Origin of the sequence: Paenibacillus agricola, assembly GCF_011440305.1 — a bacterium.
In the GTDB taxonomy this organism is placed as follows: Bacteria; Bacillota; Bacilli; order Paenibacillales; family NBRC-103111; genus Paenibacillus_S; species Paenibacillus_S agricola.
The window spans coordinates 175,796-191,210 of record NZ_JAAOIW010000009.1; the positions used below are offsets into that span (position 1 = coordinate 175,796).

Genomic DNA, 15,415 nt, shown 5'->3' on the forward strand with positions numbered 1-15,415 from the left:
TTCGACTATCGAATCAATCTGATAAGAGTGCAGTAGCGAACTTGCTTCCAGAAAATCTTGGTGGTATACAGGATCAACTCCCGACACTTGGAATCGGAGAAGCAATTGTTGTCTTATTTGATCCGAAAGAGAGATGATCCTATGGGCTTCTGGGATAAAGTCGCGAAGGTTGGCGGAGCTATAGTTGAGACGGCTCAAAGACAAGCTGAGCAACGACAGCGGGGAGATGCAGAGAGCCGAATATAACGCTTCAAGGATTCATGACGACCGAGAATTACAACGCAGTATCTAGAACATCGCAAACCAAAGGGGAGAAAAGCAATGGAATTGACTCTAAGGATTTTGCTGGGCCTGATTACCCTGATATGCTGGGCAGGAGGTTTAAACCTTTTGACAAAAGGAGCAGGCTCTTTCTTGCCAAGTACAACTCCGCCACAACGCGTCTTAGATAATTTGGTCCGGTTCTTGAGTGGCATTTATTTCGGCCTGGGCTTCCTGATGGCCTGGACTGTTTTTCATTTTAGCGAGTTTACCGATTTAATCTATTTTATTGGTGTTGTCGTCATTTGCTCGGGTCTCGGCAGGCTGTATTCAAGTATCAAAGTTGGCTCGGCAGGGAAATATTTTGATTTTATCATGGTCTTTGAAATTGCTTTAGGGGCTGCTATTGTATTGCTGCAATATTTCAGATTTGGTTGATCGGCTACGAGCGAAGGATGGACCTTAATAGGCCATCGATGATGGGGAAGCTAGGCTTCCCGGAACTCGGATCAACGTCCGTCCTGGTTTTGAACCGATTTGCTTCGAGGTGGTCTGTTCTAGAAGTAATTAACCCCGTAATTGCTATATACGGGGTTCGTGTCCTAACGGCGGACCTTCAGTGGTAAGCTCGATAAGGTTTGGCCAGCAGCTGCGAGCTGCAAATTCTTCTCCAAATCGAACCCAGGAACAGGTTCAATGTGAGAGAATGTTTCGATAAAAATTTTAAAAGCTTTGTTAGCTTCCATTCTCGCTAGAGGTGCACCGAGGCAGATATGCGGCCCGTTGCTAAACGATTGATGCCGATTGTTGTTTTTACGGTGGATGTTTAATGTAAATGGATCGTCAAAGACATCCTTATCCATGTTTGCTGCACTCATCCAAGCAACCACCACATCACCTTTCTTTAAATCAACACCTAAGACATTGTTATCTTCCTTCACTGTACGGTCCATTTTGCTAATTTGAAAACGGTAACGGAGCATCTCCTCAACAAAATTAGGCACGAGGTTGATGTTGCTTCTTAATTCATCGTAAAGTTTAGGATCGTCATACAACAAGGAGTAGAATGAATTAGCTAACAAGTGACTGGTTGTTTCTATGCCCGCCCCAAGAATAAACATAGTTACTTTAACAATGTCTTCATCCGTTAACTTGTCTCCCTCGAATTCAGCTTGAATCAAATCAGAAATAATGTCGTCTGAAAGTTGCGTTCTTTTTTCGACAACGAAAGGATGCAAATAACTAAAAAACTCCTTTGCTGCCTTCCCTTTCTGTTGATTAACTTCTTCAACATTTTCCTTATGGAACGGCATGAACAAAATGTCGACCCATTTCTTAAAAAGCAGTTTGTCTTTATGCGGAACCCCAAGTAACTCGGCCATTATTATGATCGGTAGGGGGGTTGTAAAATCTTTGACAATATCTATCTCCGTCTTATCTTCCATCTCGCTTATCAAATCATTCACTACCTGTTCAATACGTGGTTCCCATGCTTGTAGGCTTCTAGGCGTGAAAGCTGCCGAAAGCAAGGAACGTGACTTACGGTGTTCAGGCGGGTCACTATCATGGATATTTAGACGTTCTGGGAAAGTCCCTTCCTCTGTTCCAGATCCGGCACTGACAAGGGTACGTTGGCGAACACTCGAAAATAATGCATAGTCTGTCAGCACTCTCTTAACGTCTTCGTATTTGAAAACATTCCAAGTGTCCGTGCCTGCATGATAATAAACCGGATGCTCCTCCAGCATTTTCTTATACCAAGCTAATGGAAAAAAATGTTCGGATTTAGTTTTAAAATCCGTTATCTCAGACGATGAATATACCGCATTATCCACATATTTTCCTCCATTTATATTATTTGGGTATATTATGGCTAATTAAGTGAGTTTTATTCGTATAAGGTTCCAAAAATGCAGAGCAATAGCTGGAGGCTCCTACGTCAGATATCATTGCATTATCCTCCCTTAGTTGAGTATCGGTAACCGATAAATTTTACGCGCCTATAAAACGTTCGATGCTTCATATCCAACTGTTTCATGGCCAACGTGGCCGTAATCAAACCGGATTTCCATTCCTGATACACCCGAACGAATGCACCATCAATTTTTCGAAATCACCCATTGTCCGGAAACTTCCTAGAATCAAACAACGTTTCGTTATCCAAACAAACGATATCCACTTTTACCTCCCGCGTAATGTATTTCCATTCTGCAATGATCCCGTCATAATCGCGGCCCAACCTATCCAGTGCATCGGTTGAACTTTGTTATACAAATAACATGTATAAAAATTAAGTAAAATAGAATTTATAAAAGGTCACGTAATGCACGAAAAAGCCCCGAAGGGCTACCTATTAATCGATGATGGGTTTCTCGGATTTCTTACAGTAGAACACCTAAATGATCTGGTGATTAGCAATAGTAAATAACCCTTCACCTTTCAAGGTATAAGGGACTTCCCTCAGCATCATGACATAGCCGTCCTGGTGGGAACGCACAACTTGAAGCTCATCGCCAAACCAATCGTAAATCATGCCGATCGTTTGCCCTTTGTCCACTTTGTCCAGCAGCTTAACGGCCGGCACAAAGAATCCGTCTTGTTCGGCCACAGGTGCTTTGTCCAAATCTCCGTCACCGAGAAAACGGTACTTCAATGCGAGCGGCTCGTCGCGTATCCAGTTCTCTGGCGTGATGAGCATGCCCATATGCTTCAAGAGGCGAAGCGTACCCTCATAATAATGCTTATATTCGTAATCACGGATCCGACGTCCACCGTAGCCTTCGATATAGAGCCAAGGGATACCGCAATCTGTCGCCGTGCTTACCGTCCTACCGGGAGCCACCTCTTCGTGGCCCCATATCACTTCGATACCGAAGGCTTCAGCAGCTGCTTTTGATTTGCGGCCGCACTCCGTGCTGTCGTTCTCATAATACCCAACCATCAGCGGCATCGCATAGTGAGTCCCACCGCTGTGAAGATCAAGCAAAAAGTCTGCTTTCGCGATCAAGGTATGGTTTAAGGCAAAGGCGAGCCGCTCAGTAAAGGTGCCGTTCAAGCTGCCGGGGAACACACGGGCCAAATTTAAACCGTCAACAAGCGTGGTGCGATTTCCAGAATAATAGGAAGAAACGTTGGCAACAGGAACCATAATTAAAGTGCCTCTGATATCGTTTGCCTGTAGATTCCGGTACAATTCGATCAGTGCCCTGACGCCTTCATATTCGTCACCGTGTACCGCCGCCAATACGAGCAGCGTGGGGCCTTCCTCGCTTCCTTTGACCGTATTGACGGGGAAGAGACCACTCTGTTCGGATTCATCAAATCTCAATAGAACACTCTTTTTAAGACCAGTCCTCAACAGCTTACTATCGTAGGTTTGAAAATCAAAAGTCTCTGAATTCGGCATTTACTTGATACCCCCTTACCAGCTCGTGTATCCGCCATCAACGATCAAGTTCTGGCCGGTCACATATTTAGCAGCATCAGATGCGAGAAAAACAACAGGACCTTTCAAATCATTCTCATCGGCAAACCGATTCATGGGCGTAAGCGCCAGATAGCTGTCAATCACGGCTTGTGAACGGATTTCATCTTTGGTGCCTTTTATATTATTGCCGCCAGGACTGATGGAGTTCACCCTAATATTGTATCTACCGTAGTAGCTAGCCAGCCATTTGGTCATACCCATGATGCCGAATTTCGTATATGTGTATTCAATGCCGCTGACGATGCCGTCTAGTTCATACATCGGAAAATAGGGACCGACCACACCCATGGTGGAGGAAATATTGATGATACTGCCTTTGCCTTGCTGACGCATATGCGGGACGACCGCTTTCGTCATCAGCATGGTACCGGTTCCGTTTACGTTCTCTGCTGCTACCCATCCCGCTGCCGTTACTTCCTCAAGACTTGCATTCCCGATTCTTGAAACTGCGCAATTCACCAGCGTATCGATTCTACCGTATTGTTCTATAACATTTTTTGCAAGGTTATTAATGGAAGGCTCATTACTTAAATCCAGGAACATGGCTACAGCCAGATGTCCAGCTTGTCTGAGCTGATTTACAAATTGTTCGCAGGTATCAAGCTCATTTCCGGCAACAATAACAAGCGCCCCTGCTTCACAAAGTCCTTGGCATAGAAACTGGCCATACACGCCTGATCCACCCGTTACAATCGCGACCTGTCCGTCCAGACCGAACATCTCCAGCGTGTTCATTGTGCGCTACCTCCCTGAAATCACGGAACTCAAACGATATTTGGCGGAATTTTTAAAGCATCAAATGTATGCTTGACTTGTTCGATCAGCAAGCTTCCATTACTCATAACGGGCGACAAATGCCCAGGAAGTAACTGTTCCACCTCATAACCAGACAAGACCCTCACACTGTTAGCCAATTCAAACATCGAAAAATCCGGCGCCACTTGCATAGCAATTTTCCCGCCTTCAAACAGGACATCACTGCAAAACATGACCTTCAATTCGGGTATGTAGCAGGAAATCATATCTGCGCTGTGTCCCGGGGTTTCAATAATTTCGAAAGTCAAGTTGCCTACTTGAAGCTTGTTACCATGGTGAACTTCTATGGAAGGATGAAATGCATTTAGCTTGTAATCCGGGGGATACATGCCGACCCGTCGCGCTTGCGGCAATGAAACGGCAGCTTCGTCGCCGCTTTGCATGATATAGGCTGTGGCCGTTGAGCATATAATCCGAGCCCCCGTCATTCGCTGCAAGGCAGCGGCTCCGCCAGAATGATCAGCGTGTGCGTGCGTCACGATCAGATGCGAGATTCTCTCGGGCTCAAACCCATCTTTTTTCATTTCGGCAGTTATCAACTCTGGGCGAATCCCAGCACCACTATCAATCAGCAAGACCGAACCGCCTGTGTCAATCAAATACACATTGCAATCGTAAATATCCGTAAGGCTGGATCCAAGAGCGCCGCTGCCGATAAGATAGAGCTGGTCCGTAAGCCTCATGCTAATCCGCTTAACTCGGAAATTTCGCACATAGGAATTTCGGGTTTGCTGCGGCAGATTGCCCTAAGGCGATCATTGTCCTTGTATCCAGCGCCCGTCAGGATGCACACGGCTGATGAACCTGGCTGTAGTCGTTTCTCCTTAAGGGCTTGATGTAATCCGGCTAGTGAAACAGCGGCTGCAGGCTCGCACAAGATGCCCTCTTGGGTAGCAAGCTTCTCCTGCCACATCCATACCTCGTCGTCTTTAACTTCGATTCCAAAACCGTCGCCCGCGTGCAAGGCCCTCAAGACCTCTTTGCCATCCGGAGGATTGGGAACCTGCAAGCCAGAAATGCGACAAGTCGAGTCTCCAGGCAAAGGGCTTGCGCTCCCTTGCTGCCAAGCGCGGACAATATTGGAACAGCCGTCAGATTGCACAGCCGCCATCCTGGGCATTCTTCCGATAAATCCTTTTTCCATGAGCTCAAAGAACCCGTTCCAAATCCCCGTATATAATCCACCTCCACCGACTGGCACAAATACCGCGTCAGGCATCGGTTCACCTGTGGCGGTAAAGTCTTCGGCAAGCTCAAAGGCTATCGTCTTGACCGCTTCCATGGCAACAGCATTGAATTGATATGCAGTGATCATGACTTCAAGGTTTCGCTTTGCAGCTTCTTGCTCGATGAAAGCAAAAACCTGCTCACCGATTTCCGCGCTTTCTCCAAAGCCTTTGATCCTAATGATTTCCGCTTCGTGAATCACGGCCTGCATCAATTTAGCTTCAACAATGTCTTCGAGAACGAAGAGATGGTAAGGCAATCCTGCCCTGGCCGCATAGGCCGCCGCCGATGCTCCGGCATTTCCGGACGATGTGCCGATACAGCCGTTCTTACCCTGCTCTAAAGCCCATGAGACGCCCATTGCGGAGATTCTGTCCTTGTAGGAACCCGTCGGGTTTCCCGACTCCAGCTTAAAATAGATGGAGGACAAACCCAGCTCCTTAGCTATATGCTGGCTTCGTACCAAGGCGGTTCCCCCTTCACCCATCGTAATTTGCTTATCAGGACGAATGTGTGGGAGCATAGACTCGTAACGCCAGATGCCTCGTTTATGACTGCTGATAGAGCTTAACCAGTCTTTCAATGCACTTCATCCCCTTAACTGTAATCCTATTCAAGTCTTGTTCGTTTCTCCGGCGCGTAAGCGATCACATCAATTTCCACAAGATAAGCGCCCAAATCGACAGGAGCTGTTGTACGCGTGGGATAAGGCTGGTTAAACATTTCCGAATAGGCTTGGTTATATCCGGGAAAATCCTCTTTGCGACTTACATAAGCGTTTGATTTGATGACATGATCCAAGGTAAGGCCTACGGCCTCCAATATGATTTCAATATTGCGCAAGCATTGGCGTGTCTGTTCTTCAATGGTTGGTCCACTAATTTCACCGATGACAGGGTCTACACCTACTTGTCCCGAAACATACACAAAGTCTCCTGCACGTACGGCATGCGAAAATGGCAGCGAAAATTGCGGAGCTTGAGGAACTTGAATAGCATTTGACATGATTTAAATCTTCCTTTCATGGTTGGGTAATTGTTCTAGAACCCGATCAATTGCTTTTAGTGTCTCATCGACCTCACGATCGGAATGAACCGCTGACACGTACCACAGCCCATTTGGACGTACCAGTACGCCCTCCTCCATTAATAGCTCGGCAAAACGGGTGTATGCATCCGCATCCCTTTTTTGGAAGTGATCAAAATGATTCACCTCAGTCAATTCTGTAAACATTACATGAAACATAGGACCCGGTTGATTCACAAGCCCGGGGATGTCATGCTTTCGAAACAGGGAACGGATGCCTTCCGCTAGCTTCCCGGCTGTTGCTTCCATTTGTTGATATAAGTGACCGTTATTCTTGGACAATTCTCGGATCGTTGTTATTGCGGCGGTAGTCGACACACGATTTCCGTTCAGTGTACCCAAATGGCTTACTTTTGCACTCTCCACAAGCTCCATGATAGATCTGGATCCTCCCACTGCGCTGATGGCAATCCCACCCCCAAGCGCCTTACCGACCGTGACCAAATCCGGAATAATGCCGAACTTCCCATGAGCTCCTCCGTTACTGAGACGAAAGCCAGTAATCACTTCATCAAATATGAGGACTATTCCTAACGCCTTCGTCCATTTACGCATATTTTCCAAATAACCTGGTAATGGCATGATACATCCGGAATTACACATAATGGGCTCTGTAATAACAGCTGCAATATCTTGGTGGTGCGTACGAAGCACTTGCTCCAGAAGCTCTGGTTCATTCCATGGTAGTAAAAGCACATCCTGCAAACTACCCTCACTTTGACCAGCAGTTCCCGGCGGAACGTCCGACTCATGCTCGAATAACGGTTTTTGGCTCATATCCGAGCTTGGGAACGATGTAAATATGGAGTCCGACCAACCATGGTAATGCCCATGAAACCGAACAACCTTCCTCTTCCCTGTATAGGCCTTTGCCAATCTGAGGGCAAGCATAACCGCCTCTGTACCAGAGCCGCTAAATGCAACCTGTTCTGCCGCCGGAAGAACTTCCGTGAGCAGCCTCGCTAATTCAATTTCACCTTCGTGCTGTATTCCGTATGTGAACCCCACTTGCATGGACTCGACAATACGCTGCATCAATACAGGGTGAGAATGACCCAAAATTAATGGTCCATAGGCAAGCATATAATCAATATATTCATTACCATCCACATCCCGGATCTGTGTCCCGGAAGCGGATTCTGCAAAGATAGGGACAGGCTTCATTGAAGCTCTAAGAGAGCTTGATACCCCTCCGGACAAGTACTTCTTGGACTCTGCAAATTTGCTTTCCGAAACATTGTAAGTTTTCATTCCTGTCCCTCCTGAATAAGATGATGCTCCTGCTGTATTTCTCCCTCATATTCCTGTATATAACTCATTATTTTTTGATGAATATGGATTATTGCTTGTTGCTGATCTGCAGAAACCATCTCGAGCGGAGCTCTTACTCCACCGCAGTCGATCCCGCGCAGCTTAATAATCTCCTTTAGTGCACCATGGATAGGAAGGGCGAGAAGCAAAGTAATAATGTCATTGATCTTTCCCTGCAGCAAGGTTGCCTCTTCCAGTCGTCGCTCCCGGAACAATTGCTCCAGTTTTACGAATAATTCCGGCATGACCCCGTATGTTCCTCCGATCCCCGCAGAAGCACCCATAATTCTTCCGGCAATGAATTGTTCATCCGGTCCGTTAAATATCAGGAAGTCTTTTCCGCCTATTGCCTTAAATTGTTGAAGCTCATAACTGCTGGATGTCGATATCTTCACACCGATCACTTGGGGATTTTTAATCATTTCACGTAATAATACCGGGGTTAAACTAAAGCCTGTGGTTGAAGGAATATGATAAATGATAAAGGGAAGACTGCAGGATTCCATGATTGCATTCCAATGCCGCTGTACTCCGTTGTCGCTGCATCGATAATAAAAAGGGGGGACTGCCGAAATGGCATCAGCTCCGGCTTGCTCCGCATGAATGGCAAGCTCTATGCTGTCCTTTGTGTTAATAGCCCCGATATGCCCGATGATGACTATTTCCCCGTTCGCTTCTTCCAATACAGCTTCCAGCATCTGTTTGCGCTCGTCTACACTTTGGATGAGTCCTTCCCCCGAGCTTCCTCCGATATAAAGTCCGTTAACTCCTTTGTCGATTAGAAAACGGGTCATTTTCCGAGTCGCCGTTATGTCGATTTCACCTGCAGCATTATAGCAGGAAGTCATTGCGGGAATAATCCCCGAGTATTTGGATAGCGAGTAATCTTTCATGTGCATTCTCCTTATGGTGTAGTACTTACATTTAATGCATATCCGGTAATCATTGCCCATCCTGCAAACTCAAACGCTCTGGAGAGCACCGTGAATGTCTTCCAGCAGGGTAGTGGAATCTTCCAATCCTACAGAAAGACGGACTTGGGTTATACCGAATCCTCGACTTTCCAATTCTTTGTCTTCCCCCGACATGGCAGCTGCATAAATGACACTTTCAAATCCGCCCCAGCTCCCTCCAATTGAAATATGCCTCAAAGAATTGATGAATCTCTTAACCCCTTCCTTATCTGATTCAAGCTCAAAGGACATCAATCCGCTGCAGCCCTTCATTTGTTGTACAGCCAATTCATATTGTCGAAAGCTATGTAGACCCGGATAGTGCACAACACTGATTTTATGCTCCTTATCTAAATAGTCAGCAATAATATTTGCATTATTCTCGTGTCTTTCCATACGTAGAGGCAATGTGCGCAGCCCCTTTAGTAACTTATTGGATTCATATGGTGATAAAACCGCCCCGATTTGAGGAAGGTTTGCAATGAACTCACGGGAAGCGACTACAACTCCAGCAACTAGATCGCTATGTCCCCCCAAATATTTAGAGGCGGAATGAATGACGGCATCGACACCATATTCCAGAGGATTTTGAAAGATTGGAGTCGCCCACGTATTATCCATGACCACCTTGAGATTGTGTTTTTTGGCAAGTTCCATAATTGTACGAATATCCTGCAATTCAAAATGCCAGGAAGTCGGGCTTTCTAGATAGATAAGCTTCGTATTTGCTTGAATTGCGTTTGAAAAGTCCTCCAATTGATCTCCAGGAACAAAAGTACTCTCAACCCCAAATTTCGCAAAAACATTTCTCAAGAAATCGGACACTCGACCGTATACGTTGTTAATCGTGATAACATGACTATCTTGATTTAAAATGCTCAAGAGCGTCGTGTAAATGGCAGCTGTGCCAGAGGCAAAGCACCTCGAAGCTTCTCCTTTTTCAAGGGCCGCAAGCTTACTCTCCAGAGCATCCGTTGTAGGGTTCCGATTTTTCCCGTATGAATAACGTGAGATCGCACCCTTATTCGTTTCCACTACCGTGTCAAAATCCGGATAACGATAAATCGTATTCTCGAAAGTGGGAGGAATGACAGCACCCCCAAACACGTCTGTATCTTCGTCGATTTTAGTTACAATATGTTGGGCTCTTGTATAAATATCCCTCATAGTGCCCTCCCATCTCCACTGTTCTTGTTATTTCTTACCTTTTCGACAGACCCGTTATTCCGATGCGATTTCATCAAAGCTTCTGCCACGTAGAGCGGGTAAATGCCGTCCTCTAATGTGCTAATCGGTTTCGCACCCTTTGTTAGGACGTCTACTAGGTGATCTACTGCATTCTGAATATTACTTGATTGATGAAGCAGATTATCTTCCTGATGCTCCAAAACTAAGCTCTTGATACCTGCAAGCATGGGGTGTGCCTCTGTGGCATAATAGCGGATCTTATCTCCGCTGTTAAGCATTTCAATCTTACCTTGTTCAAAATACAAATCCATTTCGAAAATAAGAAAGTCTCTGTCATCAAAAGCCTCTGCATAACCCGCAATCCCGCCACTTGCCAATGAAAATAGAAAGGAATAAGTCCAATCCTCCCTTGCATCCAGGTTTGTCGGGACTTGCTCAATGACTCTCACTTGATCTATCGATCCCGATACAAAACGAACCAAATCAAATAAGTGTGAGCCGTAATTGAAAATGCCTCTTGTATAACGCAAATGAATTTTCTTCAGCTTACCGTACTGCTCGGTTCGAACCGCCTCTCGGATCTGGACCACCCCATCGCTCCACCTTCTGGAAAGATTGACGAGTAAAGTGCGGTTGTAGCTTTGCGCCAATGCTGCGATTTTCTCTGCTTCATGGATGCTCGTTGCTACTGGTTTCTCAAGGAAAATAACTCTAGCGGAGGAATTCTCGAGCACGGTCTTTAACAAATCGAAACGGACGTCAGAAGGTGTGCAGATACTGATAATATCCAGCCGGTGGTTCCTAAGCATAGCGACCAGATCTAAGTAAAATTCGGTTCTTGGTGCGACTAGTGCCAGTGTGTCCCCCTGCTCTTGACGCACACCGACGGCGGCTACTAAGTCGATTTTCGGATGAAGATGATAAGCTAATGAGTGGCTTTGTGGTTGAGCCTTTAATGGAATATCGTACAGCAATCCAATATTGCCGAGTCCGATTACCGCCGCTTGAACTGGAGCCTCAGCCTTTGACGTTATATCCATCGTAAACCATCCTTCTTTCAATTTAACTGGATCCACCGTTGCTCTCTTAAAGATGTTAAAGCAGCCTCAGCCGTAGCCACAGAAGATCGAGCCGCTGAGCCGTCAAATAATGATTTCAAATGCTCCTCTACCGGAATCCCCATCACGGCATCCCGAAATGCCTTCATTTCCAATTCCATCAGCCGTGTTAAAAACCCTGACTGATCCGTTGTGCTTTTCCCGTAAGCTATCCCGCCATCTGCATCCCGATAATATTGCGCTCGCTCTTCGTCTTCTTCTACGGAGCTGTGGAGTAAATGTTCAATGGGCGGTTTGTTGTTCCTCAAATAAACCTTTGATTTCTTGAAATCAATGAGAATGGCACCTTCCGTGCCGTTGATCTTGATGTAGTGCTCACCCCAGCGGAAGCCCGAGCCGTACTGCATACTTCCTAAGGCTCCACCCTCGAATTGCAGAGTAAGCAGAAGGATATCCTCTTCATTTCCGTAGCCTTCCCCGTTATGGGCCAGGTTGCCGCCTGCCATGCTAACTGTTTTGGCTGGCCCCATGATCGTTTGCAGGAAATCAAGCTCATGTATATGATGGAACAAGTGTCCACCGGAACTCTCATTGTTCTTCTTCCAGCTGACCTTCTCTTGCTTAAACTCCCAGCCCGTTCGTTCGGAATGTACGACGAGCGGTTTCCCGATTTCACCGTCTTGAATCCAACGACGCGCTTGATGAATACCATTCACAAAATAATAAATATGTCCTGCCATCAGGAGGACGTTCGCCTTCTTGCATGCTTCAATCATGTCCTCGCAATCCTTATGTTTAAGTGTGACGGGCTTTTCGCAAAAGACGTGTTTGCCGTGTCGGGCAGCCAAGATGACCGGGTCCCGATGAAGATGGCTTGGGGTCGTCACGATAACGGCATCTACCCTGTCGCTCTCCATCAGCTCTTCAAGGGATTCCATCCAATTACACTGTAATTCTTCCGCAAGCAACTGTGATCGGCTTCCCCCATAAACCGCTGTCACTTCCGATCTTTCCATCCGGTGCAAAATTCTAGACAGTCCCGAGCCGAAATACCCGCAGCCGACGATGCCGAACCGCACCTTATCCATGGTCGGAATCCTCCTGAATGTCGAACTTCAAGGGATTCAGACAAGAGACCTCCTTGAATTTCCAATATTCACCTACATCTTCACCATGGGGGAAGAAGAATGAATACACATTGGCGTTCATAGCCCGTATTTTTATCCTAATCACTTCTCGCTCAAGCTTGCCAAAATTGGGGTTACCCTTCCATTGAACCTTGACAGCTGTGCTGTCGCCGCTGAAGGGCACACAATCATCAAAGGAGAACCCCTCAATCGCCTTCCCCGACGTCGTGCAGACCGCTACCTTAACAATGCCGTCAGAAGCAGCAGCGTTGATATAGAGCTCAGGGTTTTCAACGGCGAATGGTCTTGTCATAAGCTCACACCAATCATGCGTCGCTTGCAAATAAACAAATCCATCCGGACGAAGGGTGGCCAGACCGATGCTCTCTTTGGGAATTTCCTCATAAGGAATTAAACTGAATCCTGAATGGTCGACGGGTGCTGCCGAATAGTAGAACAACATTCTCTCAGGCCTATAGATAATCGTCGAAGAAGGCATTATGCACTTGGAGTCCCATTCCTCTTCGGCGCCGAGGGCGATCATCTTCCTTCCCTGCATAGCCCGGTGCCAGCAAAAGCCGTCCCTGCTGTAGGCTAATTGAATGTCCATCGTTCCTGCCATCTTGTTGAATTTGGGATCGACTTCATAATTGTAGGTATCATACATGGAGATTACCCCCATCGTATAGGCACCGTAAGGAGTCATCTGCATCCCGTAAAACTGGGTGTTACAAGAGTCAAGTTGATCTGGCTCGATGGCTAGAATCGGTTTCGTCCAGTTGGAGAGATTCGAACTTTCCGAGACCCACACCCGTCTGTCAGGACATCGTGTGCGGAACGACAGGCGGTACATACCCGACTCAGGATCACGGTAGAATCCGGTATGGCAGTCGCTATACACCTCTATAACGGGCTTGTCGAATATCGGCTTCCAATGAAGGCCGTCGGGTGATGCATAGAGGAATATAGAACAACCCTTGGTGTAAGGGGACATGGCGAGCTTATATCTCTTATCAGGGTCTTTCTCCAAATAATCTTTGATAACGGTGGGTCCATGGGTCTTGTGATCGTCGTCCAATACAATGTTGGTCCCGGGCACGATATCAAGCTCAGGTTTGATATAGTGAATGCCATCATTCGAATAGGCGTAATTGAGATAAGCATAGGCCTGCGGATCGGATTCACCAAAAGCGGGACCATAGTAGTGAGTGGAATACCATGTTTTGTAGATCAATTCATCCTCATCATAAATAGCCGTACCATAGTAATGAACTCGTTTGAATTCGTGTGGCAGCTCGGCTTCAAGAATAGGGTTGCCCTCGTACTTTTTCGCCTGTCCCAATTCACGCTTGAACCCAAACATGTATTCATAGGTTCGGTTATCAAAAAAAGTGAATTTAACGTTATTACTCAAGTTCCCCATGTAGCTCCTCCTTCAATTGGTTACCGATATCGAGCGTATGGGACATAGCGCTCAATATTCTTTGGTCAGCTGCCAAAACGCAGAGCGTAAATATCTGCATCCTTAAGCTCAAACTTTAGGCGCACCACCTTGCCGGCAAATGGGGTCAAGTCGGAATCCCCGCGCCATGAGACCTTGCAGTCGAGTTCATCTCCATATATGACATCGCAGTCCTCAGCGCTGTAATATGCCGCCGGCCAGCCTGTTTCGTCGATGATTCCCACTCGAACCGAACCTGGTGCAGAGGTAGCAAAGTTGATAAATAGTGAATCGCCTTCCACCATGATCGGCTTGGTCGTAAATACGGCACCCGAATAATCACCGTGTACCGAGGCAAACCGGTGTCGTGGAACCGTTACCCTTCTAATATAGGAATCACCCCAATAATAGTGTTCATTGATATACATAGAAAATTCCTCAGGTGAGGTCTCCAGAATACCCCATGCGGGAATTAGACTTCGCTGAGTCCAGTTTTTGAAGTCAAGACCCGGTCTTATCCATGCCTCAAGGAAGGGGCGATTCCATTTAAAGCCGTCTCGGCTAGACATGAACACATTGTCAGAGACGCCGACCTTTTCGTGTTCAGTTACCTTATTCCTCTCCGGCATAAACCTCATCGGAAACGATAAGTAGGTATGCTCGGCCCCCGGACATGGGATCGTGGCGTTGGTGTAGAAATGTTCTAAAGGAACTCCCTTGTCGTAAACATTTGGCTCAGGCTTCGTCCAGTTCTCGAAGTCATTGGATGTGCAATTCTGGATGGCTCTGACTCCCAAGAAGATGGCCGAGTCTCTAGGCGCCTCGATATTTGGCTCCTGGTTGGAGGCGAAGTATCTGGAATAACACATATAACAGTTATGGTTAGGGTCCCAAAAAACAAGGTTATGGGAATCGAATGCGCCTTTCCTAATAATCGGCTCTTCTCTAAACGGCTTGAAATGCAGCCCGTCCTCCGATACGAAGGCAAATAATCCTTCCGGAGCATATCCGGCCACGGCCTTGTATTTCTCATGGGGGGCGCATCCCGGGCGCTGGTCGATAAAGGGACTGAAATTGTGCGCGATATGCCCAAGCATCACGATATTGTTTGCAGATGAACCGTCAAATTGATGAATACCAAGCTCAGGTCGCTCCCAATGAATCCCATCGGTACTCTCGACATAACAGCAAGATTGGCCTTGTGATTGATCAGAGCTGTTGTCGAAGGTTCCCCGATAATACATTTTGAATGTATCCTTGTCTTTGAATACACAGGAATAAATGCCGCTGCCTGGTCCTTCCCAAGGCTTCTCCATCCTTAGAACGATTTCTTTTTTCTCTGGTGGAGTCAGCTTCAGGTAGGCCTTCTCCATACGGTCGATCAGGTAGTCGTCAACAAACATTTCTATGCGTTTGCCTATTTGCAATGCTGCTTGTTTTTTCTTATCGCTCATGGGATA

15 protein-coding genes and 1 pseudogene are annotated in these 15,415 nt (G+C 46.6%); 2 read left to right on the forward strand and 14 right to left on the reverse strand.

The window, feature by feature from the left end; translation table 11 throughout:
• The first annotated feature begins 57 nt into the window (after window positions 1-57).
• Window positions 58-246, forward strand: coding sequence for a hypothetical protein (locus G9U52_RS23310; RefSeq protein WP_207953157.1), 189 nt, complete (start codon window positions 58-60; stop codon window positions 244-246).
• Between the two features lie 75 nt (window positions 247-321).
• A complete protein-coding gene (locus G9U52_RS23315) occupies window positions 322-699 on the forward strand; it encodes a DUF4345 domain-containing protein (RefSeq protein WP_166153053.1) in 378 nt (125 codons plus the stop codon).
• A 164-nt stretch (window positions 700-863) separates the two neighbouring features.
• Here G9U52_RS23315 and G9U52_RS23320 read toward each other — a convergent pair whose 3' ends face one another.
• The 14 genes and pseudogenes from G9U52_RS23320 to G9U52_RS23380 form a co-directional block, all read right to left on the reverse strand.
• On the reverse strand, window positions 864-2,096 hold the full coding sequence (locus G9U52_RS23320) for a cytochrome P450 (protein ID WP_166153054.1): 1,233 nt from the start codon (window positions 2,094-2,096) through the stop codon (window positions 864-866).
• Window positions 2,097-2,346: 250 nt separating this feature from the next.
• Window positions 2,347-2,515: pseudogene (locus G9U52_RS41775) on the reverse strand (recombinase family protein); the annotation flags it as partial.
• A 141-nt stretch (window positions 2,516-2,656) separates the two neighbouring features.
• Window positions 2,657-3,667 carry a succinylglutamate desuccinylase/aspartoacylase family protein gene (locus G9U52_RS23325; RefSeq protein WP_166153055.1) on the reverse strand — a complete coding sequence of 337 codons (1,011 nt, stop codon included), beginning with the start codon at window positions 3,665-3,667 and terminating at the stop codon, window positions 2,657-2,659.
• A 15-nt stretch (window positions 3,668-3,682) separates the two neighbouring features.
• Window positions 3,683-4,483: an SDR family NAD(P)-dependent oxidoreductase gene (locus G9U52_RS23330; protein ID WP_207953158.1), complete on the reverse strand. Its 801-nt coding sequence runs from the start codon at window positions 4,481-4,483 to the stop codon at window positions 3,683-3,685.
• Window positions 4,484-4,512: 29 nt separating this feature from the next.
• Window positions 4,513-5,247 (reverse strand): MBL fold metallo-hydrolase, encoded by a 735-nt coding sequence (locus tag G9U52_RS23335; protein ID WP_166153056.1) that lies wholly within the window; start codon window positions 5,245-5,247, stop codon window positions 4,513-4,515.
• Window positions 5,244-6,374, reverse strand: a complete 1,131-nt coding sequence (gene thrC / locus G9U52_RS23340) for a threonine synthase (RefSeq protein WP_166153057.1) — start codon at window positions 6,372-6,374, stop codon at window positions 5,244-5,246. Before thrC ends, G9U52_RS23335 begins: the two co-directional genes overlap by 4 nt.
• A gap of 26 nt (window positions 6,375-6,400) precedes the next feature.
• On the reverse strand, window positions 6,401-6,796 hold the full coding sequence (locus G9U52_RS23345) for a RidA family protein (protein WP_166153058.1): 396 nt from the start codon (window positions 6,794-6,796) through the stop codon (window positions 6,401-6,403).
• Between the two features lie 3 nt (window positions 6,797-6,799).
• The gene (locus G9U52_RS23350; RefSeq protein ID WP_166153059.1) at window positions 6,800-8,128 is read right to left on the reverse strand and encodes an aspartate aminotransferase family protein; all 1,329 of its coding nucleotides are present in this window, start codon (window positions 8,126-8,128) and stop codon (window positions 6,800-6,802) included.
• On the reverse strand, window positions 8,125-9,081 hold the full coding sequence (locus tag G9U52_RS23355) for a dihydrodipicolinate synthase family protein (RefSeq protein WP_166153060.1): 957 nt from the start codon (window positions 9,079-9,081) through the stop codon (window positions 8,125-8,127). The genes G9U52_RS23350 and G9U52_RS23355 overlap by 4 nt, the downstream gene beginning before the upstream one ends.
• Window positions 9,082-9,150: 69 nt before the next feature.
• Window positions 9,151-10,308, reverse strand: a complete 1,158-nt coding sequence (locus G9U52_RS23360) for a trans-sulfuration enzyme family protein (RefSeq protein WP_166153061.1) — start codon at window positions 10,306-10,308, stop codon at window positions 9,151-9,153.
• Complete coding sequence (locus G9U52_RS23365) at window positions 10,305-11,369, reverse strand: Gfo/Idh/MocA family protein (RefSeq protein WP_166153062.1); 1,065 nt, start codon at window positions 11,367-11,369, stop codon at window positions 10,305-10,307. The genes G9U52_RS23360 and G9U52_RS23365 overlap by 4 nt, the downstream gene beginning before the upstream one ends.
• A 17-nt stretch (window positions 11,370-11,386) precedes the next feature.
• On the reverse strand, window positions 11,387-12,475 hold the full coding sequence (locus G9U52_RS23370; protein ID WP_166153063.1) for a Gfo/Idh/MocA family protein: 1,089 nt from the start codon (window positions 12,473-12,475) through the stop codon (window positions 11,387-11,389).
• Window positions 12,468-13,937 (reverse strand): hypothetical protein, encoded by a 1,470-nt coding sequence (locus G9U52_RS23375; protein ID WP_166153064.1) that lies wholly within the window; start codon window positions 13,935-13,937, stop codon window positions 12,468-12,470. Before G9U52_RS23375 ends, G9U52_RS23370 begins: the two co-directional genes overlap by 8 nt.
• Window positions 13,938-14,002: 65 nt before the next feature.
• Window positions 14,003-15,409, reverse strand: a complete 1,407-nt coding sequence (locus tag G9U52_RS23380; RefSeq protein WP_166153065.1) for a hypothetical protein — start codon at window positions 15,407-15,409, stop codon at window positions 14,003-14,005.
• Window positions 15,410-15,415 lie beyond the last annotated feature (6 nt).